At 70.5% G+C, this 19545-nt stretch carries 19 protein-coding genes and 3 tRNA genes; 10 read left to right on the top strand and 12 right to left on the bottom strand.

Annotation, left to right across the window (positions count from 1 at the left end):
• The first annotated feature begins 156 nt into the window (after positions 1-156).
• The 3 genes from fabG (at position 157) to AC1DWJ_RS14060 (ending at position 1990) form a co-directional block, all read left to right on the top strand.
• A complete protein-coding gene (fabG, locus tag AC1DWJ_RS14070; protein ID WP_457255629.1) occupies positions 157-912 on the top strand; it encodes a 3-oxoacyl-ACP reductase FabG in 756 nt (251 codons plus the stop codon).
• 149 nt (positions 913-1061) lie between these two features.
• Complete coding sequence (locus AC1DWJ_RS14065) at positions 1062-1502, top strand: ArsR/SmtB family transcription factor (RefSeq protein WP_457255628.1); 441 nt, start codon at positions 1062-1064, stop codon at positions 1500-1502.
• Positions 1499-1990 (top strand): SRPBCC family protein, encoded by a 492-nt coding sequence (locus AC1DWJ_RS14060; protein WP_457255627.1) that lies wholly within the window; start codon positions 1499-1501, stop codon positions 1988-1990. The genes AC1DWJ_RS14065 and AC1DWJ_RS14060 overlap by 4 nt, the downstream gene beginning before the upstream one ends.
• A gap of 1 nt (position 1991) precedes the next feature.
• Here the strand turns inward: AC1DWJ_RS14060 and AC1DWJ_RS14055 are convergent, their stop codons facing one another.
• From AC1DWJ_RS14055 to AC1DWJ_RS14045, 3 genes are read right to left on the bottom strand one after another with little or no spacing between them, the layout of a single operon-like run.
• Positions 1992-2978, bottom strand: a complete 987-nt coding sequence (locus AC1DWJ_RS14055; protein ID WP_477621106.1) for an NADPH:quinone oxidoreductase family protein — start codon at positions 2976-2978, stop codon at positions 1992-1994.
• A 49-nt stretch (positions 2979-3027) separates the two neighbouring features.
• Complete coding sequence (locus tag AC1DWJ_RS14050; RefSeq protein ID WP_457255625.1) at positions 3028-3840, bottom strand: SDR family oxidoreductase; 813 nt, start codon at positions 3838-3840, stop codon at positions 3028-3030.
• Between the two features lies 1 nt (position 3841).
• A complete protein-coding gene (locus tag AC1DWJ_RS14045) occupies positions 3842-4987 on the bottom strand; it encodes an acyl-CoA dehydrogenase family protein (protein WP_457255624.1) in 1146 nt (381 codons plus the stop codon).
• A gap of 115 nt (positions 4988-5102) precedes the next feature.
• Here AC1DWJ_RS14045 and AC1DWJ_RS14040 point away from each other — a divergent pair, with 115 nt between their 5' ends.
• On the top strand, positions 5103-5714 hold the full coding sequence (locus tag AC1DWJ_RS14040) for a TetR/AcrR family transcriptional regulator (RefSeq protein WP_457255623.1): 612 nt from the start codon (positions 5103-5105) through the stop codon (positions 5712-5714).
• Positions 5715-5838: 124 nt separating this feature from the next.
• Here the strand turns inward: AC1DWJ_RS14040 and ettA are convergent, their stop codons facing one another.
• From ettA to AC1DWJ_RS14015, 5 genes are all read right to left on the bottom strand, one after another.
• Positions 5839-7521: an energy-dependent translational throttle protein EttA gene (gene ettA, locus AC1DWJ_RS14035; RefSeq protein ID WP_457255622.1), complete on the bottom strand. Its 1683-nt coding sequence runs from the start codon at positions 7519-7521 to the stop codon at positions 5839-5841.
• Positions 7522-7564: 43 nt separating this feature from the next.
• Positions 7565-8164, bottom strand: a complete 600-nt coding sequence (gene ssb / locus AC1DWJ_RS14030) for a single-stranded DNA-binding protein (protein WP_457255872.1) — start codon at positions 8162-8164, stop codon at positions 7565-7567.
• Between the two features lie 161 nt (positions 8165-8325).
• Positions 8326-10017, bottom strand: coding sequence for a dynamin family protein (locus AC1DWJ_RS14025; RefSeq protein WP_457255621.1), 1692 nt, complete (start codon positions 10015-10017; stop codon positions 8326-8328).
• Positions 10014-11720 carry a dynamin family protein gene (locus AC1DWJ_RS14020; RefSeq protein ID WP_457255620.1) on the bottom strand — a complete coding sequence of 569 codons (1707 nt, stop codon included), beginning with the start codon at positions 11718-11720 and terminating at the stop codon, positions 10014-10016. Before AC1DWJ_RS14020 ends, AC1DWJ_RS14025 begins: the two co-directional genes overlap by 4 nt.
• 78 nt (positions 11721-11798) lie before the next feature.
• On the bottom strand, positions 11799-12512 hold the full coding sequence (locus tag AC1DWJ_RS14015) for a hypothetical protein (protein ID WP_477621105.1): 714 nt from the start codon (positions 12510-12512) through the stop codon (positions 11799-11801).
• Between the two features lie 165 nt (positions 12513-12677).
• Between AC1DWJ_RS14015 and thpR the strand changes: the two genes are divergently transcribed.
• On the top strand, positions 12678-13244 hold the full coding sequence (thpR, locus tag AC1DWJ_RS14010) for an RNA 2',3'-cyclic phosphodiesterase (RefSeq protein WP_457255618.1): 567 nt from the start codon (positions 12678-12680) through the stop codon (positions 13242-13244).
• A 129-nt stretch (positions 13245-13373) separates the two neighbouring features.
• Here the strand turns inward: thpR and AC1DWJ_RS14005 are convergent, their stop codons facing one another.
• The 4 genes from AC1DWJ_RS14005 to AC1DWJ_RS13990 form a co-directional block, all read right to left on the bottom strand.
• Positions 13374-14117 (bottom strand): hypothetical protein, encoded by a 744-nt coding sequence (locus tag AC1DWJ_RS14005; RefSeq protein WP_457255617.1) that lies wholly within the window; start codon positions 14115-14117, stop codon positions 13374-13376.
• Positions 14118-14262: 145 nt separating this feature from the next.
• Positions 14263-14338 (bottom strand) — tRNA-Arg (locus tag AC1DWJ_RS14000).
• 13 nt (positions 14339-14351) lie between these two features.
• The gene (locus AC1DWJ_RS13995) at positions 14352-15608 is read right to left on the bottom strand and encodes a M20 metallopeptidase family protein (protein ID WP_457255616.1); all 1257 of its coding nucleotides are present in this window, start codon (positions 15606-15608) and stop codon (positions 14352-14354) included.
• Positions 15609-15618: 10 nt separating this feature from the next.
• Complete coding sequence (locus tag AC1DWJ_RS13990) at positions 15619-16809, bottom strand: PrsW family intramembrane metalloprotease (protein WP_457255615.1); 1191 nt, start codon at positions 16807-16809, stop codon at positions 15619-15621.
• 126 nt (positions 16810-16935) lie between these two features.
• Here AC1DWJ_RS13990 and orn point away from each other — a divergent pair, with 126 nt between their 5' ends.
• From orn to AC1DWJ_RS13965, 5 genes are all read left to right on the top strand, one after another.
• Positions 16936-17505, top strand: coding sequence for an oligoribonuclease (gene orn / locus AC1DWJ_RS13985; protein WP_457255871.1), 570 nt, complete (start codon positions 16936-16938; stop codon positions 17503-17505).
• A gap of 139 nt (positions 17506-17644) precedes the next feature.
• Positions 17645-17720, top strand: a tRNA-His gene (locus AC1DWJ_RS13980).
• 363 nt (positions 17721-18083) lie between these two features.
• Positions 18084-18734, top strand: a complete 651-nt coding sequence (locus AC1DWJ_RS13975; RefSeq protein ID WP_457255614.1) for a class I SAM-dependent methyltransferase — start codon at positions 18084-18086, stop codon at positions 18732-18734.
• A gap of 55 nt (positions 18735-18789) precedes the next feature.
• Positions 18790-19410 carry a copper resistance CopC family protein gene (locus AC1DWJ_RS13970; RefSeq protein ID WP_457255870.1) on the top strand — a complete coding sequence of 207 codons (621 nt, stop codon included), beginning with the start codon at positions 18790-18792 and terminating at the stop codon, positions 19408-19410.
• 58 nt (positions 19411-19468) lie between these two features.
• Positions 19469-19544, top strand: a tRNA-Lys gene (locus AC1DWJ_RS13965).
• The last annotated feature ends 1 nt before the right edge of the window (position 19545 follow it).

The raw sequence follows: 19545 nt of genomic DNA, 5'->3' as shown, positions 1-19545 counted from the left end.
GAAGAAGGACGTCGACGGCCTCCAGCGAACCCATTGTGCACGACTCCTCGCCTTTGACACGCCAGGTCCGCCCCACGCACTAAGCGGGCGCTTAGTACACTCGCCGGAAGACCCACGGCGCATCCCCGGCGTCACCCACCAGCAGCAGGAGTCCCCATGAGCACCCAGCGCGTCGCAGTCGTCACCGGAGCAGCCCGCGGCATCGGGGCGGCCACCGCGCTGCGCCTTGCTCGTGACGGCAACGCGGTCGCGGTCCTGGACCTCGACGAGGCGTCGTGCGCCGGCACCGTCGAGGCGATCGAGGCGGCGGGCGGTCGGGCCATCGCCGTCGGTGTCGACGTCAGCAAGGCCGACCAGGTCGAGGCGGCCGTTGCCCGGGTCGCCGACGAGCTCGGGCCGCCGACGATCCTCGTCAACAACGCCGGCATCATCCGCGACAACCTCATCTTCAAGATGACCGAGGACGACTGGGACGCCGTCATGGGCGTGCACCTGCGGGGGTCCTTCCTCATGACCCGCGCGGTGCAGGCGCACATGTCCGCCGAGAAGTACGGACGCATCGTCAACCTGTCGTCGTCCTCGGCGCAGGGCAACCGTGGCCAGGCCAACTACTCCGCGGCCAAGGCAGGGCTCCAGGGCTTCACCAAGACCCTCGCCATCGAGCTGGGTCGGTTCGGGGTCACCGCCAACGCGGTCGCCCCGGGCTTCATCCAGACGGACATGACGGCATCCACGGCCGAGCGGATCGGCGTGCCGTTCGAGGACTTCATCAAGCACTCGGCCGCCCAGATCCCGGTGCAGCGGGTCGGCCAGCCGGAGGACATCGCGGCCACCATCTCCTTCCTGTGCTCGGAGGAGGCCGGCTTCGTCTCGGGCCAGGTCATCTACGTGGCCGGTGGCCCGCTCGACTGAGGGGTGCCCGGTTCCTCCGATTCTTCGCGCAGCCCTCCAGCAGCTGCGTACGGCTGTCCCCAGGTCCTTCTGAGCCGGGGGCCTTGACAGGCGGCCTTGTCCGGGTTGATAGTTTCCGTATCAGTTAATAAACCGATCGGTTAAGGATCATGAACCACCACGACCAGCTCAGCACCACCTTCGCCGCCCTGGCAGACCCGACGCGACGCGCGATCCTCGAGCGCCTCGCCGACGGTGACGCCACGGTCGGCGAGCTCGCCGAGCCGTTCGCCATGACCCTGCCGGCCATCTCCAAGCACCTCTCGGTGCTCGAGCGGGCCGGGCTGGTCGCCAAGGACCGTGACGGCCAGCGACGCAACTGCCGCATCACCGCCACCCCACTGAAGAGCGCGACGTCGTGGCTCGAGGAGTACCGCCGCCACTGGGAGGCCAACCTCGACAACCTCGACGCCTACCTCAACCGCATCCAACAGCCCCGCATCCAACAGCCCCGCATCCAACAGCCCCGCATCCAACAGCCCCGCATCCAGGGGACCGCACGCCCCACCACCACCGGTCACGCCGACACGCACCAGGAGAAGCAGTCATGAGCAACGCAGCCGACACCCACCAGCGCGCCACCATCACCCACGACGGCTGCGAGGTCGTCATCACCCGCACCTTCGCCGCACCCGCAGCCCTCGTCTACGAGGCGATGACCAAGCCCGAGCACATCCGCCAGTGGTGGGGTGCCGGGCACGGCGAGGTCACCACCTGCGAGGTCGACCTCCGCGTCGGCGGCAAGTGGCACTTCGCGCAGACCACCCCCGCCGGCGACGAGGTGTCGTTCTCCGGCGAGTACCGCGAGCTCGACCCGCCCGGCCGGATGGTGCACACCGAGATCTTCGACAACATCCAGAGCCCGGAGTCCGTCATCGAGTCCACGTTCGCCGAGCAGGACGGGTTCACGACGCTGACCGCCGTGATCACCTACGACTCGCCGGAGACGGTCGAGATGGTGCTCGCGTCGGGCATGGAGACCGGCATGAACGACTCCTACGACGCCCTGGAGAAGATCGCCCAGGGCCTCGCGGCCTGAGTCAGGCGCCGAGCACGACCAGGCGTCCGGTGCTCTCCCCGGCTCCCAGCCGGGCGAGGGCTCCGGGCGCCTCGTCGAACGGCACCACCTGCGACACGAACGGTCGCACGACACCAGCGTCGGCCCAGGACACCAGCTGGTCGTGCGCCGCAGCAGCGACGGCGTGGTCGCGCTGGAGGTACAGGCCCCAGTGCAGACCCAGGATCGAGTAGTTCTTGACCAGGGCGTGGTTGAGCGCGGGGGCCGGGATCGTGCCGCTGGTGAAGCCCACCACCACGAGCCGGCCCTCGAACGCCACCACCTTGGTCGAGGCGTCGTACGCCGCGCCGCCCACGGGGTCGAAGACGACGTCGGCGCCGTTGCGGCCGAGCGCCTCCTTCAGGGCGGCCACGAGGTCGCCGGCCGAGCGGTCGACGACCACATCGGCCCCGGCCGCTCGCGCGACCTCCGCCTTGGCCCCGCTGCCGACCACGGCCACGACCCGCGCGTCGAGCGCCTTGCCGACCTGCACCGCCGCCGTGCCGACTCCGCCCGCCGCCGCGTGCACCAGCAGGCTTTCCCCCGCCCGGAGCGCGGCTCGCCGCACGAGCCCCACGTATGCCGTCTGGTAGCCGATCGTCAGCGCGCTCGCCTCGGCGTCGGGGAGCGACGCCGGCGCCGCGAACGTCCCGGTGGCGGGCATGAGGCACTCCTGCGCCAGCCCTCCGTGGGGCGCCGCGGTCGTGCCGACGACCCGCTCGCCGATCGCGAAGCCCGTGACACCCTCCCCGAGCTCGAGCACCTCGCCGCAGACCTCGACGCCCGGGGTGAACGGCAGGTCGGGTCGCACCTGGTAGTGGCCCCGCACCATCAGCACGTCGGGGAAGTTCAGCGCGGTGGCCAGCACCCGGACCCGCAGGTGCCCGGGCACGACGGCGGGGAACGGCGCGTCGACGGCCTGCAGCACATCGGCCGGCTCACCCAGCGCCGTGACCTGCCAGGCCCTCATGCGTCCGTCCACTTCACGACGACGCTCCCGACCGAATGACGTTGCGACACTAGAGATTTCCGCCGAGCGTCACGCCACCATCGACCACGAGGGTCTGCCCGGTCACCCAGCTGGCGTCGGGAGAGAGGAGGAACGACACGGCCCCGGCGATGTCGTCAGGAGCGCCGAGTCGCTTCATCGGATAGCGCGCCGCGACCTTCTCCTCGCGTCCCTCGTACAACGCTTGCGCGAACTGCGTCTTGACGATGGCCGGCGCCACGGCGTTCACGCGGATCGACGGCCCGAGCTGGTACGCCAGCTCGACGGTGAGGTGGATCAACGCAGCCTTGCTCACGGCATACCAGCCGATCGTGCCGGTGGCCCCGAGTCCGGCGATGGACGCGACGTTGACGATGGCGCCGGGTCGGTCGCCCTCCCCCAGCCCGGCGGCGATCGCCTTCTGGGTCCACGAGAACGCGGCCAGCACGTTGACGTCCATGATCTTGCGCGCGACGTCGAGTGGTGCGTCGAGGATGGGGCCGTAGACGGGGTTGATGCCGGTGTTGTTGACCAGGTGGTCGAGGCCGCCGAAGGCCTCGTGAGCGAGTCGGATCACCTCGTCCTGGTGCGCCTCGTCGGCGGCGTTGCCCGCGACGCCGAGCGCCGTGGACTCGCCGCCGAGCTGCTCGACCGCCTCGGCCAGCGCCTCCGGCTTGCGCGCCGTGATGACGACGCGGGCGCCCTCGGCCACCAGCTTCTGGGCGATCCCCAGCCCGATGCCCCGGGAGGCGCCGGTGACGATCGCGACCTTGCCCGCGTGGACTCCCTGTCGGGCCGGGGCCGAGGCAGCGGTGTCAGGAGCAGCGGTGTCAGGAGCAGCCACGTCAGAGACCGAGGTCTCGGCCGATGAGCTCCTTCATGATTTCGTTCGACCCGGCCCAGATCTTGGAGACCCGGGCATCGCGCCAGGCGCGAGCCACGCGGTACTCGTTCATGAAGCCGTACCCGCCGTAGAGCTGGACGCACTCGTCGAGCACGTCGTTCTGCACCTGGGCGGAGAACCACTTGGCCTTGGCGGCGTCGACCGCGGTGAGCTTCTGCTCGGCGTGGGCGGCGATGCAGTCGTCGACGTAGGCCTGGGTGACCTCGAGCTTGGTCTGCAGCTCGGCCATCTTGAACTTGTTGTGCTGGAACGAGCCGACTGCCTGACCGAAGGCCTTGCGCTCCTTGGTGTAGGCGACCGTCTCGCGGAAGATCTGGAAGGCGTGCGCGGTGTTGGCGACCGCCGCCCCGACCCGCTCCTGCGGGAGGCGCTGCATCATCGAGATGAAGCCCAGGCCCTCCTCGCCGAGCCGGTTGGCGTCGGGGACCAAGACGTCCTCGAAGAACAGCTCGGACGTGTCGGCCTCCTCCTGACCGACCTTGTCGAGCTTGCGGCCGCGGCTGAAGCCCTCCATCCCGGCCTCGACCATGAACAACGTGATCCCCTTGGCGCCCTTGGACGGGTCGGTGCGGGCGGCGACGATCACGAGATCAGCCTGGTAGCCGTTGGTGATGAACGTCTTGGAACCGTTGAGGACCCAGCCGTCACCGTCGCGGACGGCGGTGGTCCTGAGCGCGGCGAGGTCGGACCCGCCGGATGGCTCGGTCATCGCGATGGCGCAGATGAGGTCGCCGTTGGCCATGCCGGGCAGCCAGCGCTCCTTCTGCTCCTGGGTGCCGAGGTCGACGATGTAGGGCGGGCACACGTCGGAGTGGATGCCGAAGCACGACGAGACGGCGAAGTTGAAGCCCGCGATCTCCTCGGCGGCGATGGCGTTGAACCGGTAGTCATCGGCGCCCGCGCCACCGAACTCCTCGGGGATGTCGAGCCCGAACAGGCCCTGCTTGCCCGCTTCCTTCCAGATGTCACGGTCGACCGACTTCACCTCGAGCATCTGCTCGGCGCGCGGCTTGAGCGTGCGCTCGACGAACTCTCGGACCGAGCTGCGGAAGGCCTCGTGGTCGGGACCGTAGACATTGCGGGGCATGGCTCTCCTTGACGGTGACGCTGAATCCTCGGTGGCGCGGGATCCTCGGTGATGGTTCAAACCTGGGTTACTAAGCGCTTGCTTAGTGTCCGATGACTGGGGCATGCTGTCAACCATGTCCAGCCCCGCGCGCTCCGTGCCTGCGTTGTCCAACGACGCCGGCACCGCCACGGCCCACCGCCTGCTCGAGGCGGCGGCCGAGGCGTTCGCCGACCGGGGCTTCCACGCGACGACCACCCGCGACATCGCCTCGCGCGCCGGGCTGTCCCCCGCCGGGGTCTACGTGCACTTCGCCTCGAAGGAGGAGCTGCTCTACCAGCTCAGCCGGGAGGGCCACGTGGCAGCGCGCGACATGCTCCGCGCCGCGGCGGAGGGGGCGGCGACCCCCACCGAGGCGCTGCGAGCGATCATGGGCCAGTTCGCCACCTGGCACGCCGAGCACTTCCGCGTGGCGCGGATCGTCCAGTACGAGTTCGCGAACCTCACACCCGAGCACCGCGACGCCGTCCTCGCCCTGCGCAAGCAGATCGACGCCGTCGTGCGCGACGTGGTGACGGCCGGTGTCGCCAGCGGCGAGTTCTCCGTCGACGACATCCCCGACACCACCTTGGCGCTGATGTCGATGGCCGTCGACGTCGCCCGCTGGTACGACCCTGAGATCAAGCGCACCCCCGACGCCATCGGCGCGGCATACGCCGACCTCGGCATCCGCCTCGTCACCGGCTGAACCACCTGCACCACGGCCCCCGGCGTGCCGAACAACGCGACGAGGTCGTCCCAGTCCCGCTCGGTGAGCGGGGCGGTGACGACCTCGTCGGGGTTCGTGGTCATGCGTCGTGCAGTCGGGCCCGTCAGTCGCGGGTCAGCTTGCGGTAGGTGACGCGGTGCGGTCGGGCGGCGTCGGCGCCGAGGCGGTCGACCTTGTTGGCCTCGTAGGACTCGAAGTTGCCCTCGAACCAGTACCACTTGGCGGGGTTCTCGTCGTCACCCTCGTAGGCGAGGATGTGCGTCGCCACCCGGTCGAGGAACCACCGGTCGTGGCTGATCACCACGGCGCACCCGGGGAACTCGAGCAGGGCGTTCTCCAGCGAACCCAGGGTCTCGACGTCGAGGTCGTTGGTCGGCTCGTCGAGCAGGAGCAGGTTGCCGCCCTCCTTGAGGGTGAGCGCCAGGTTGAGCCGGTTGCGCTCGCCACCGGACAGGATGCCGGTCTTCTTCTGCTGGTCCGGCCCCTTGAAGCCGAACTGCGACACGTAGGCCCGCGACGGGATCTCGACCTGGCCGACGTTGATGTAGTCGTGGCCGCCGGACACCGTCTCCCAGAGGTTCTTCTCGGGGTCGAGACCGCCGCGGCTCTGGTCGACGTAGGAGATCTTGACCGTCTCGCCCACCTTGACCGAGCCGCTGTCGGCCTCCTCGAGGCCGACGATGGTCTTGAAGAGGGTGGTCTTGCCGACACCGTTGGGCCCGATGACGCCGACGATTCCGTTGCGCGGCAATGTGAACGAGAGCTTGTCGATGAGGACGCGGTCGCCGAACCCCTTCTTCAGGTCCTTGACCTCGATCACCGTCGACCCCAGGCGCGGGCCCGGCGGGATGGCGATCTCGTCGAAGTCGAGCTTGCGCGTGCGGTCGGCCTCGGCTGCCATCTCCTCGTAGCGGGCCAGGCGAGCCTTGGACTTCACCTGACGGGCCTTGGCGTTGGACCGCACCCACTCGAGCTCTTCCTTGAGCCGCTTGGACAGCTTGGCGTCCTTCTTGCCCTGCACCTGCAGACGGGCCTGCTTCTTCTCGAGGTAGGTCGAGTAGTTGCCCTCGTAGGGGTAGGCGCGGCCGCGGTCGAGCTCGAGGATCCACTGGGCGACGTTGTCCATGAAGTAGCGGTCGTGGGTGACCGCGACGACGGCACCGTGGTAGGCCCCGAGGTGCTGCTCGAGCCAGAGGACCGACTCCGCGTCGAGGTGGTTGGTGGGCTCGTCGAGCAGCAGCAGGTCGGGCTTCTGCAGGAGCAGCTTGCAGAGGGCGACCCGGCGGCGCTCACCACCGGAGAGGACGGTCACGTCGGCGTCCGGCGGCGGGCAGCGCAGGGCGTCCATCGCCTGCTCGAGCTGGGAGTCGAGGTCCCAGGCGTCGGCGGCGTCGATGGCCTCCTGCAGCTTGCCCATCTCCTCCATCAGCGCGTCGAAGTCGGCGTCTGGCTCGGCCATCTCGGCGGAGATGGCGTTGTAGCGGTCGAGCTGCGCCTTGATCTCGCCGGCGCCCTCCTCGACGTTGCCGAGCACCGTCTTCTCCTCGTTGAGCTCGGGCTCCTGCATGAGGATCCCGACGGTGTAACCGGGCGTCAGCCGGGCCTCACCGTTGGACGGCTGGTCGAGGCCGGCCATGATCTTGAGGACCGATGACTTGCCGGCTCCGTTCGGCCCGACGACGCCGATCTTGGCGCCGGGGTAGAAGGAGATGGTGACGTCATCGAGGATGACCTTGTCGCCGTGGGCCTTGCGGGCCTTCGACATGACGTAGATGAACTCGGGCATGGGGGCAAGGCTATCGGCCGGGGCCCCCACGCCCGAATCCGCGTCACACGGTCGAGAGCTCGCGACCGCCGTCACCCCGAGGCACTTCACCGGTCGGCTCGAGCGCCACCTCGTAGTCGTCCGTCTCCGGGTCGTGCTCCCCCGTGGCCCGCCGGGTGGCGAGGTCGCCGGGGTCGTAGGAGGCGAAGTCCTCCTCGACCGCGACCGGTTCACCCTCGAGTGCCGCCATCGCATCCTGCACCCCCTCGTCGGCCATCCGGTCCTGCGTGTCGAGCTGGGCCCGGGACACGCGGGTCAGCGAGGTGGTGCCCCAGCTGAGGTCGTGACCGACGTTGTAGGCGTCGATCTCGACCGAGGTTGCGTGGCTGTTGTCCTGGCGCAGCCACTGGTTGATCCGGAGCCGGCCGTAGACGACCACGGGCTCGCCCTTCTTGAGCGAGTTCGCGACGTTGGCGCCGAGGGACCGGAACGCCGTCACGTTGTAGAAGCTGGTGCCGCCGTCCTCGTACTCCCGCGTCTTGGGATTGAGCCGGCGCACCGTCGACGCCAGTCGGAAGGCCGCGAACGGCACCCCGTGGCGGGTGGTCCGCGACTCGGGGTCGGCCACCACCCGACCGGTCACCGTGATGTAGGACTCGTTCATCTCGCTCACCTCATCTGTGTCGTCTCACCTGTCCATGAGCCCGGGGTACGACCCCGGGTTACGAGGCAACTGTGGTGTGGCTGCCAGGGCCCCCGCGACAGGGCACGCTCGCGCCTGTGGACACCCCGAGGGAGTGGGACGACCGGTGCACGAGCAACGCCTCAACGGCGCGAAAGCTGCTCCGCCCGCTCGAGCGACTCGCGGGTCTGGCGGTGCCGATCGAGCACGGCCCGCACCGGGCCGACGATGCGCTCGCCAGCGACCTCGGCGACCTTGTCGGTGAGGCGCCGTCGGATCTGCCGACCCCGGTGTCGTGCGCCCCGGCGCCCGAGGGCACGGGCCAGTGCGGCCAGGCCGAGCCCGAGGAGCAGGCCCCCGACGAACATCAGCAGCGGGTAGGGCAACGGACCGAGCCGCGGCGTCTCGATGTCGGGGAGCGCGAGCCACCCCATCACCACGAGCACGGCGAGCCAGAGGAAACCGAGCACCGCGACCAGGGCCAGCACGAGCTGCGCCGCTCCGAACAGCCGCCACCACAGGGGAGCCCGCATCTTCAGCGACGTGCCCACGACCGCCTGGTCGAGCGCGTCGGCGAGCTCGGGGCCCGGCGGTGTCGCCGCGTCGGCGACCGCCTCGGCCCACCGGCTGGGCAGGCCCTCGGCCGCCTGGTCTCCCACGCGACGGGTGGCCAGCTCGACCGCCGAGCGCGCTGCAGGGGTCGGGGGCGGCAGCGACGAGCGACCGAGCACGGTGCGCACGTCGCCGGCCGTGACGGCGAGCTTCTCCTCGACCGCGTCACGGGTGTTGAGCCGAAGCCGCTTCATCGGGTCGGGCCGCAGGGCGCGGACCCAGCGGGTGAACGGCCAGCCGGTGCGGCCCCAGGCCTGGTTGCGGTAGTCACGCTCGACCGCGGCCACGACCGTGGGGATGCCGGCGGCCCGCGAGAGTGCGTCGACGAGCTCGGCATCCACCGTCTCGGACAGGGTCGCCTCGGTCGGGGCCACTCCGCCGCGCAACGTCGCGGCGCTGGCCGACACGTCGGCGAGCAGGCGGTGCTGGGCGGCGTTCTGGGCGGCCACCGCCGTCGCGAGCCGCATCCGCAGGTCGTCGACCCCGACGCCGCTGGTGGCAGAGGTGGTGATGACCTGGACGCCGGGGATCCCGTCGACCGCCGCGAGCCGCGTGAGGTCGTTGCGGATCTGGCCGGTCGCCTCGCGGGTGAGGCGGTCGGACTGGTTGAGGACGACCACGGTCACGGCGTCGTGCGTGGCCAGGACGCGCAGGTAGTCGTCGTGCAGCCGCGCGTCCGCGTACTTCTGCGGGTCGGTGACCCACACGAACACGTCCACCAGCTCGAGCACCCGCTCGGACTCCTCGCGGTGGGCGACCACCCGCGAGTCGAAGTCGGGCAGGTCGAGCAGCACCAGGCCGTCGAGGGTCCAGGGCGTGACGCGGGTCGCGTCGGTCGCCCGAGGCGTCACGTGGTGGCGCTGCGCCACGGACAGCCAGTCCAGCAGCTCGGTGGCGTCGTCGTCGCCCCAGACCGCTGCCACGGGCCGCGAGGTCGTGGGCCGTCGAGCGCCGACCACGGCGACGTCGGCTTCGACCAACGCGTTGAAGAGGCTGGACTTGCCCGAACCGGTGGCGCCCGCGAGCGCGACCACGGTGTGGTTGCCGGCCTTCGAGATCCGCTCGCCGATCTTGTCGACCACGGCGCGGGCGGACGCAACTGCGGCAGGGTCGAGCTCCCGCCCGCCGGCCTCGATGGCCTGCTCGAGGGCGCCGGTCCTGGCAGTCAGCTCCTCCGAGCTGACTGCCTTGACCTGCTTGCTGCCCATGGTCAACGGGCTCATCGAACCGCCTTCACCGCTGCTGCCGCGTCGGCGAGGCGTTGCGCCTGGCCTGGTTTGGTCTCCACGTCCTCGAGGGCCGCGTCGTAGCGGACCCGCTCCGCGGCATACAGCTCCTGCACGTGCTCAAGGAGGCGCTTGCGCGCCTTGGTCGCCATGTCTCGCACCGCCTGGTCGCCGAAGATGGCCTCGAGGACCTTCTGGGCCAGGACCGCGGTGCCGCCGGCGATGCCCACCTCGGCGCCGACCAGGCCGCCGGTGTGCGCGAAGGCCACCAGCATGAGAATCACGCCGATGCCGTTGAGTCCGTATGCCGCGATGCGGGCTGTCGTGCGACGGTCCTTGCCCTCGCCGCGCACCAGCTCGAGCACCTCGCCCTGCCAGTCACGGACCAGCCGCTCGGTGCGCTCACCCAGGTCGGGGGACGCCTTCGACAGCCCCGTCGCCTGGTCGAGCAGCGCGTCGCCGCCCGGGAGCTTGCGCCACTGACGGGCTGCGGTCGCCGCGGCGCCCTGCCCCTGGGCATTGATCAGGGCCGCGACTCCGGTCTGCAGCGCCTCACCGAGGTCTCCGGAGGGTGGGGCCTGGCCCTTGAGCGCCGCAGTGATCCGGTCACGGACCTTGGAGATGGTCGACTCGACCTGCTTGAAGAACTCGCCGGTGCCGACGTACTCCTGCCAGCGAGCGAGCACCTCTCCACGCAGGAGGGTGCCGTCGGTCATGCCGTGCTCGACGTTGGCGAGCGCCTCGCGGTAGGCCGCGTCGGACTCCTGGTGGAGGGCCGCCAGGGCCTGCGCCTGCTGCTGGGTCGCCGTCACCAGCACACGGGCGCGCTCGTCGAGGCTGCCCAGGGCGCCGTCCAGGGTCTGCGTGACGATCACCGAGCGGGCCCGGGCGTCGCTGGCCAGCGCGGTGAGCCACGACCGCAGTCGGGCCACGTCGGGCTCAGGCAGGCGCCCCTCGGCCGTGAGGGGCGCCTCCGGGATGCCGAAGATGGGTGCGGTGGACAGGCCCTGCTCACGCAGCATCGACGCGAGGTGGCTGCGGATGTCGGCCATCGCCTCCGGCGGGACCCGGTCGAGGACGATCGCGACGGCGGTGCCGCGTTCGGAGGCTTCGCGCAGCAGGTCCCACGGCACCGCATCCGCGTAGCGCGCGGCGGTCGTGACGAAGAGCCAGAGGTCCGCGGCGGCGAGCAGCTGCGAGGCCAGCGCGCGGTTGGCGCTGACCACCGAGTCGATGTCGGGGGCGTCGAGCAGTGCCATGCCGGGCGGGAGGGAGCTGGACTGCACGAGGCGCAGGGACCCGCCTCCCTCACCCTTGCTCGGGGCACCGGTGACCCGGCTCAGGTTGGGGAGCACGCGGTCGTCGGAGAACCACCGCTCGTCCTGGGGGTGGTGCACCAGCACCGGCGTCGTGGTCGTGGGTCGCAGCACCCCGGAGCGACTGACCTCTGCGTCGACGATCGAGTTGACCAGCGTCGACTTGCCGGCTCCTGTCGACCCCCCGACGACGGCCAGCAGGGGCGCATCGAGGGAGCGGAGCCGCGGGATGACGTAGTCGTCGAGCTGCTTGAGGAGGGCGTCGCGGGTCGCTCGTCCGGTCATCGCGTCAGGGATGTCGAGAGGCAGCCGGGCCTGTTCGACCTCTTCGCGGAGGGTCGAGACGGCGCCCAGCATGGACACGGCGTCGTCCCTGGAAATCACACCGCAAGCCTAACGAACCGAACGACCGCGACTGCACGCGACAGACCCGACCGGAGGCATGCGTTCGAAAAGAGGACCCTAGAACCTGCGGAAGTAGTCGTCGTAGCCGCTGCCCGTCGAGCCGTCGCCGCCGTCGTCGCGCGGGTGCAGGCGCTCGACCGGCTCGATCAGCTCCACCCCGTCGAGGGTGAGGTCGTCGACATTGGCGTCGGGCGCGGGTGCAGGCCGCCAGCGGCGGGGCGCCCGGGCCGACGTGTCCGGCTCGTCGTCAGGCGCCTCGAAGTCGACGGGGAGCCGCAGCCACCAGAGCGCCGAGACCGACAGCAGGAGGAGACACAGCACCGGAAGGGTCGCCCCGGCCGCCAGCACCTCGATGATGCTGGGCCCGGTGTCAAGGCGAACCACCCCGTCATCCGGCGGCGCGTTGGGGTCACCGCGGAACAGTGCCACCACCACCGAGAGGACCAATGCCAGGTTGCCCAGGAACACGACCGCCCAGAGACTGAAGACCTCCCAGCGCAGCACCGACGCGTGGTTGACCGGCTGGGCGAAGTGCAGGACGGCGACCAGCCCGAGCACGAGCAGGCAGGCGATCGGGGCGCCGAACGGGGTCTGCCCGTACCCGAAGCCGTACATCGCGAAGAGCGTGACGCGGTCGAGGAACGGAGGTGCAGCCGTCGGGGTGCCGTCTTCGCCGAAGTTCTGCGCCGTGGACTGGTAGACCTGCCAGCTCTGGAGGAGCCACCCGAGGATGGCCACCGCGGCTGCGAGCTCGAGGAGCCTGGCGGTCACGAACCAGGTGCGCGGCGGCGTCCACTCGAAGCGAGACGTTGAACGTCCTGCTGCGCCCGGAAAGCTCGACAGCTGCATGGGGCCCCTTCCTCCTCGCGCCAATCTAATCCAGCGCTGCGCCACACGGAGCACTCCACGGGAATGCCTCCCCGACAGAATGGGACGATGCGCATCTTTGCCGCCGTCGTCCCTCCCGAGTCGGTCCTGGACGACCTCGCGGAGTTCCTCGACCCGCGCCGGGACGCCGGGCCGGACCTGCGCTGGACCGATCCCAGCCTCTGGCACGTCACGACGGCGTTCATGGCCGACATCCCGAGCCGGCTGGTCGACCCGATGGTCGAGGGAGTCGCCGAGGCGGTCGCGAGCCGCCGACCCCTGGCGCTGTCGATCCGCGGTGGGGGCGCCTTCCCCAACCCGTACGAGGCACGCGTCACCTGGATGGGGATCGACGGCGACCCGCACGATCTCGAGTCACTGGCCGGACTGGCCCGTGCGGTCCGTCGCGCGTGCAGCCATGCCGGCGCCAACCCCGAGGGTGGGCCCTTCACGCCGCACCTCACCGTGGCCAGGTCACGCCATCCATTCGAGGCGACGCGGTGGTTGCGGGTGCTCGACGCGTATGCCGGTCCGGCCTGGACCGCGGACGAGGTCACCGTGTTCGCGTCGCACCGCGGCGAGGGCAAGGGGCGGCCGCACTACGAGCCGATCGCCGTCGTCGAGCTCTCCGGCTGACCGCCGATCCGCGAGGTCGCGACGCGCGAGGTCGCGACGCGCGACGGCGGACGCGCGAGGGCAGGACGCGCGAGGGCAGGACGCGCCAGTGCGGGACGCGACGCGAGGTAGCCCCACCGGCGTCGCGGGTCAGAGCGCGAGCATGCCTTCGGACAGCCTGCTGCGGACCTCCCACTGCGCGTCGCCGTCGGTCTGGCCCGGGAAGCCGCCCTGGCTGAAGACGAGGTTGAGGTAGGCGACGAAGGGCATGGCGACCTCTCCGACGAAGAGTCCCTCCGCGGTGCGGTCCGGAAGGGGCACGCCGTAGGGGCCGCCGCCGCTGATGTTGGCTTTGTGCAGCCGGTCGGGAGCCAAGGGGAGCAGGAACGGTTCGTCGTCCCCGGCGTCGCGCGCCTCCTGCCAGGCCTCGTGCTCGTCCTCGAAGTAGTCGCGGATGGAGGAGTCCGGGTACTGCGAGCCCTCCGCCTCGAGCACGAGCGGGTCGGCCTGGGAGGACTCCCGCCACCGCGGGTGCGTGCCGACCAGCCACACGTCTCCGACCAACCGGATCCACGACGACAGGGCCATCGGGATCGGCCCGAGACGGTCCTCCAGCCAGGCGACGTGGGCCCGCGCCTCGGGGCCCGGCGGGTGGAACGGCTCGACGGCGGCCTGCCGGTTGTCGTTCACGTGAAAGCGGTACCCCTGCTCGCGGAGCCGGTCCACGACCAACCGGACGTTGTGCGCGGCGCGCGTCGCCATCTCGTCGCACACGGCCTGGGCCTCAGCGGCGAACTCGGGCGCACGCACCCGGTCACCCAGCTGGCGCAGCTCGTGCCACACCAGCTCGCGCTCCCCTGCTTGGTACCGCTCCAGCCATCGCCCTTCAGCCATGCCGGCGATCCTGCCAGCCGGAAGCGCGACTCGCGATCGGCCCGCCAAGCCGCCGCCTGAAGGCACCACTTCTGGCCAGAGGTGCTGGATCAATGGCCCGATCGGGGCCCGCGCTGAAGCATGGATGGCCAGGAGTCGCGGTGGTTGGTGCCCCCGGCAGGACTCGAACCTGCGACCCAGTCATTAGAAGTGACTCGCTCTATCCGCTGAGCTACGGGGGCAATGCCGCAGAGTCTAGGACGATCGCGTGCTCCCTCCGGGATCCGCCAGCTGGCGCAGGCGACGGAGGGCGAGCTCGGCGAGCAGGGCCGCACCGTCGGGGACGACCGAGTCGTCGAAGTCGGCCCGCGGGGAGTGGTTGTCGGGGGCCGACGCGTAGTTCGTGGCTGGACAGGCGCTGAGGTTCACGTAGGCGCTGGGCACCTCCTGCCCGACGAAGGCGAAGTCCTCCGCACCCATCTCCGGGTTCCGCTGGTGGACGTAACGATCCGTTCCGAACAGGTCGACGATGGTGCCCTTGGCGAAGGCGTACTCGCCCTCGTCGTTCACCGTCACGGGGTAACCGGGGATGTATTCGACCTCGGCGGTCAGGCCGTGGGCCCCGGCCAGGCGAGTCGAGAGCAGCTCGATCTTCGCCGCCATCTCGGCGCGGGCCTTCTCGGACAGGCTGCGCAGCGTCGCCTCGAAGACCGCGTCGTCCGGGATGATGTTGTCCTTGGTGCCGCCGACGAACTTCCCGACCGTGATGACCACGGGGTCGAAGACGTCGAACTGTCGCGTGACCAGCGTCTGCAACGCCACGACGATCTCGCACGCGACCGGGATGGGGTCCTTGGCGCGGAACGGCTGCGACCCGTGTCCGCCCTCGCCGACCACCCGCACCTTCACCTCGTCCGCGGCAGCCATGAGGGGGCCGGGCCGACCGAACCACGTGCCGAGCGGATGCTCGGAGGAGTAGACGTGCAGGGCGTATGCCGCGTCGACCCGGCGCCCGGCCACGTCGAGCAGGCCCTCGTCGATCATCGGCTTCGCACCACCGGGGCCCTCCTCCCCCGGCTGGAACATGAAGACGACGTCACCCTCGAGCTCGTCGCGCAGCTCGTGGAGGATCCGCGCGGCGCCCACGAGCCCCGCCACGTGCAGGTCGTGACCACAGGCGTGCATGAGGCCCTGGTGCTGCGAGACGTAGTCGAGCGGCAGGTCCTCGGTCACGGGCAGGGCGTCCATGTCACCCCGCAGCAGCACGACCGGGCGCTCCGCCGCGGTCGCGTCGGCACCCGAGTCGGTCGTCGTGCCACGGCCGCGCAGGACGGCGACGACGGACGACAGCGACTCACCCAGCGTGATCTCCAGGTCGAGCCCGTCGAGCGCCTCGAGCACCGCCTGCTGGGTGAGCGGGAGCGACATCCCGAGCTCGGGGATCTGGTGGAGCCGGCGGCGGAGCGCGATCAGGTCCGGACCGATGGCGGAGGCGAGTTCGAGGGTGCGCACGCCCTGCACGCTAGTACGCGCCGAGGAAGTCCCTGCGGCTGGCGGTGATGGCCAGCAGGAGCTCGCGCTCGGTCTCGAGCGCACGGGTGTCGGCAGCGCTGTGGTGCATCCGTGCTCGCAGGAGGGCCAGCTCGCTCGCGGAGTCCTGGAACCGGCGCATCGACCGCAGCATGGCCCGGCCACCGGACGTGCGAGCCCAGACCCGGGCCGAGCGACGGCCGTTCATGGTGGACAACATCTGCACCTCGCTGGGCGACAGCCAGCCTGCGTCGGCGTACTCGCTGAGGTGCCGGCCGATGAGGCGTCCCTCCCTACGACGGGCCCAGACGACCAGCGCGACGAACCCGATGAAGATCGGCACCTCGACGACGAGGTAGACCGAGAGCATCCCGGCGCCCCCGGTGATGGCAGCCAGGTTCCACACAGCGTGGGACAGCACGGCCAGGAGGTAGCCACCGACCGGTGCCAGCACTTTGAGGCCACGGTTGCGGGTCGTGGCGGCGATCCCGATCCCGATCCCCGTCAGCACAGTGAACATGGGGTGGGCGAACGGCGTGAACAGGCAGCGGGCAATGAAGGTGCCAGTGAGGGCCGAGTCGCCACCGTCGCTGTAGGCCATCCCGAGGTACTGGATGTTCTCGGTGAAGGCGAAGCCGGCCGCGACCACCCCGGCATAGACCATCCCGTCGATGATCCCGTCGAACTCGCGACGCCGGAACCACCAGATCAGCAGGACGAGCAGACCCTTCGACGCCTCCTCCACCAGGGGCGCGGAGAAGACCGCGGTCGCGAGCAGCGCGTCGTCCTCACGACCGGTCGCGGCCTGGAAGGCGATGTTGGCGCCGGTGTTGAAGATGCCGGCGACCAGCGCGGCGACCAGCGCCCCCCACAGGAACGCCGTGACGAGGTAGCGGGCCGGCTCCGCCTCGAAGCGGTCGAGCCAGAGGAAGGTGGGGATGACGATGCCGAGCGGAATGGCGGCGAGCACCAGCGCCAGGAGCGTCGTCACCAGGCCGAGGGTGCCGCCGTAGTAGACGGCGAGCACGACTGCCGCGAGGCCGAACCCGACGACGATGAGCCCGACCAGGAGCCACCCACGCAGGCGGCGGCGGCCGGAGGGCGTCGACCCGGCACCGGCGGGCGTGGGCGCGCCCGTGGGCGGTGCGTCCGCGGCATACTCCTGGCCCTGTCCCCACGTCATGCCGGGAAGGGTAGTCGAGGAGGTCGCGCAGCCGCCCGTGTCACACCGGGGCAATAAGGTGGCCCGGTGACTGCCACCCCCACCGACCGCTCTGTCAACGACCGCATCGTCTGGATCGACTGCGAGATGACCGGGCTCTCCCTCGAGGCCGACGCCCTCATCGAGGTCGCGGCCCTCGTGACCGACTTCGAGCTCAACCAGCTCGGCGACGGCGTCGACGTCGTGATCCGTCCGCCGGACGCGGCCCTGGAGCAGATGGACGCCTTCGTCCGCAGCATGCACACGACCTCGGGTCTGCTCGAGGAGCTGCCCGCCGGCACGACCATGGAAGCAGCGCAGGAGCAGGTGCTCGCCTACGTCCGTGAGTGGGTGCCCGAGCCACGCAAGGCCCCGCTGGGCGGCAACACCGTCGGCACCGACCGCAACTTCCTCGCCCGCGACATGGCCGAGCTCGAGGCCCACCTGCACTACCGCATCATCGACGTCTCCTCCATCAAGGAGCTGTCCCGCCGCTGGTACCCGCGCGCCTACTTCGGCTCGCCCAAGAAGTCCGGTGGCCACCGCGCGCTCGCCGACATCCGCGAGTCGATCGCCGAGCTGCGCTACTACCGGGAGGCCGTCTTCGTGGCACCGCCCGGGCCGGACAGCGACACCGCCAAGGGCATCGCGGCGCGGCACATCGTCGACCACGACTGACCGCCGCACCACGACAAGTCGGTATGCCGCGGCCTCGCCGGCCGCTCTGCGTCACTCCCGGGGTGGTCACGAGCACCGGTCGGGAACAGGTACTATTGGCGTCGCTTCCGCGACCGGCATTGTCCGGTCGCGACGCATGGTGGGCGTAGCTCAGCTGGTAGAGCACCGCGTTGTGGTCGCGGGGGTCGCGGGTTCAAGCCCCGTCGCTCACCCCAAACCGAAGGCCCCTGACCGACACGGTCAGGGGCCTTCGTCGTCTACTCCTCCAAGACCCGCCAGACCGCGACGAGGTTGCTGGCCAACAGCACGGCAGCAATGTAGAACCACAGAGGCAGCAGGAGTCCTCCGGGGCAGAGGGCCAGGGTGAGGAGGGAGGTCCTCTGGGCACCCTGGCGCGAGACCTTCGGTCTGCACGGTGCGCATCACGACGACGGTTCACCCTTCCACCCTCAGATGTACAGGTCACAGTGACACGTGTTGACAAGAGATCTATGGACATGTGGTCATGAAGAGCGCCCCAGGTCTTCATCGCTCCGGTGGCTCTGGCGCCGGCCGGTGCGGGCCGCGAGACTGACTGCATGCCCGGCTGTTGCGACCCGCACGGGTTCGACAAGGTGTTCAGCCCGCGGTTCGCCCGCCGAATGGCGCGGCGCTACCGCAAGCGCGGGCTGGGCAGGGCCGAGCGCGACATGGTGGCCTTCCTGGCCGCGCAGGGGCTCGACGGTGCGACGGTCCTGGAGATCGGTGGCGGAGTCGGCGAGATCCAGCTGGAGCTGCTGCGGCGTGGGGCCTCCCGCACCACCAACCTCGAGCTGGTCACGTCCTACGACGGCCTGGCCGACGAGCTGGCCCGGGAGGCCGGCGTGGCCGACCGGGTCGAACGCCGTCTGCACGACATCGTCGAGGAGCCCGACGCGGTCGAGCGTGCGGACGTCGTAGTGCTGCACCGGGTCGTCTGCTGCTACCCCGACTACGAACGCCTGCTGGGGACGGCTGCCGACCACGCAGGCCGACTCCTGGTCTTCAGCCACCCGCCGCGGACCTTGGTGACCCGCGCCTTCGTCGCCAGCCAGAACGCGGTCCTGCGGCTGACCGGCCATCACTACCAGTCCTTCGCCCACCCACCCGAGGCCATGCTCGGGGTGCTGCGCGAGCACGGGATGACCGTCGCCCACTCGCGTCGTGGGCCTGTCTGGCACACCGAGGGGCTGGTGCGCGAGGCCGCGTGAGGTCCGGGGTGGCGGGGGCACGGCAGGCGACGTCGGGCAGGATGGTCGGGTGTTCATGGACTCCGAGGGCAAGCGCAAGGTCATCAGGATCGGCGTGTGGGTCGCCATCCTCGGCCTGCTGCTGGGGGTCCTCAGCTCACTCGTCATGGCGACCGGCGCCGACGCCCATGCAGCATTGAGGTCGATCTCCCCGAAGGACGGCGCGACGGTGACCGCCGTCCCCACGAAGGTCGTGCTGACGTTCAACGAGCCGATCGGCACGAGCTTCGCCACCGTCAGCGTGGCCGGCCCCGACGGGTCCGTGTCTGAGGGCAGGGCCGTCGTCGACGGGTCGACGGTCACCCAGGCCCTGGCGGACAACCTGCCGAACGGCCGCTACACGGTGTCCTTCCACGTGGTCAGCGAGGACGGCCACCCGGTCTCCGACCGCACCACCTTCTCGGTGGCTGCCGTCCCCACCGCCACACCGCTTCCCAGCACCCCGGCGACGACCTCGACCACGACCGAGCCCACCACCAGCGAGCCGACCACCCCCGCGCCCTCGGCTCTGCCTGCCGACGATGACGAGGGAAGAGGCCGCGCCCTGCGGATCGGGCTCGCCGTCGGAGTGGCCGCCCTCGCCCTGGCCGGAGGCACCGCCCTCGTGGCCGCAAGCCGGCGTCGGACCGGCGAATGAGCCGTGGCGTCAGCCGATTTCACGCCGCCCGCATCGTCCTGCTAAGGTCTCTCCTCGCGCGCCATTAGCTCAATTGGCAGAGCAGCTGACTCTTAATCAGCGGGTTCGGGGTTCGAGTCCCTGATGGCGCACCAA

This window comes from Pedococcus sp. P2_D7 (assembly GCF_056404295.1).
Note: the sequence above shows the minus strand (reverse complement) of the source record. Positions and strands in the feature narration are given on the sequence as shown.

Excerpts from the sequence above, each read along its gene's own strand:
- fabG (WP_457255629.1), top strand. The coding sequence starts at position 157 with ATGAGCACCCAGCGCGTCGCAGTCGTCACCGGAGCAGCCCGCGGCATC.
- AC1DWJ_RS14065 (WP_457255628.1), top strand. The coding sequence starts at position 1,062 with ATGAACCACCACGACCAGCTCAGCACCACCTTCGCCGCCCTGGCAGAC.
- AC1DWJ_RS14060 (WP_457255627.1), top strand. The coding sequence starts at position 1,499 with ATGAGCAACGCAGCCGACACCCACCAGCGCGCCACCATCACCCACGAC.
- AC1DWJ_RS14055 (WP_477621106.1), bottom strand. The coding sequence starts at position 2,978 with ATGAGGGCCTGGCAGGTCACGGCGCTGGGTGAGCCGGCCGATGTGCTG.
- AC1DWJ_RS14045 (WP_457255624.1), bottom strand. The coding sequence starts at position 4,987 with ATGCCCCGCAATGTCTACGGTCCCGACCACGAGGCCTTCCGCAGCTCG.
- AC1DWJ_RS14040 (WP_457255623.1), top strand. The coding sequence starts at position 5,103 with ATGTCCAGCCCCGCGCGCTCCGTGCCTGCGTTGTCCAACGACGCCGGC.
- ettA (WP_457255622.1), bottom strand. The coding sequence starts at position 7,521 with ATGCCCGAGTTCATCTACGTCATGTCGAAGGCCCGCAAGGCCCACGGC.
- ssb (WP_457255872.1), bottom strand. The coding sequence starts at position 8,164 with ATGAACGAGTCCTACATCACGGTGACCGGTCGGGTGGTGGCCGACCCC.
- AC1DWJ_RS14025 (WP_457255621.1), bottom strand. The coding sequence starts at position 10,017 with ATGAGCCCGTTGACCATGGGCAGCAAGCAGGTCAAGGCAGTCAGCTCG.
- thpR (WP_457255618.1), top strand. The coding sequence starts at position 12,678 with ATGCGCATCTTTGCCGCCGTCGTCCCTCCCGAGTCGGTCCTGGACGAC.
- AC1DWJ_RS14005 (WP_457255617.1), bottom strand. The coding sequence starts at position 14,117 with ATGGCTGAAGGGCGATGGCTGGAGCGGTACCAAGCAGGGGAGCGCGAG.
- AC1DWJ_RS13990 (WP_457255615.1), bottom strand. The coding sequence starts at position 16,809 with ATGACGTGGGGACAGGGCCAGGAGTATGCCGCGGACGCACCGCCCACG.
- orn (WP_457255871.1), top strand. The coding sequence starts at position 16,936 with ATGACCGGGCTCTCCCTCGAGGCCGACGCCCTCATCGAGGTCGCGGCC.
- AC1DWJ_RS13975 (WP_457255614.1), top strand. The coding sequence starts at position 18,084 with ATGCCCGGCTGTTGCGACCCGCACGGGTTCGACAAGGTGTTCAGCCCG.
- AC1DWJ_RS13970 (WP_457255870.1), top strand. The coding sequence starts at position 18,790 with ATGGACTCCGAGGGCAAGCGCAAGGTCATCAGGATCGGCGTGTGGGTC.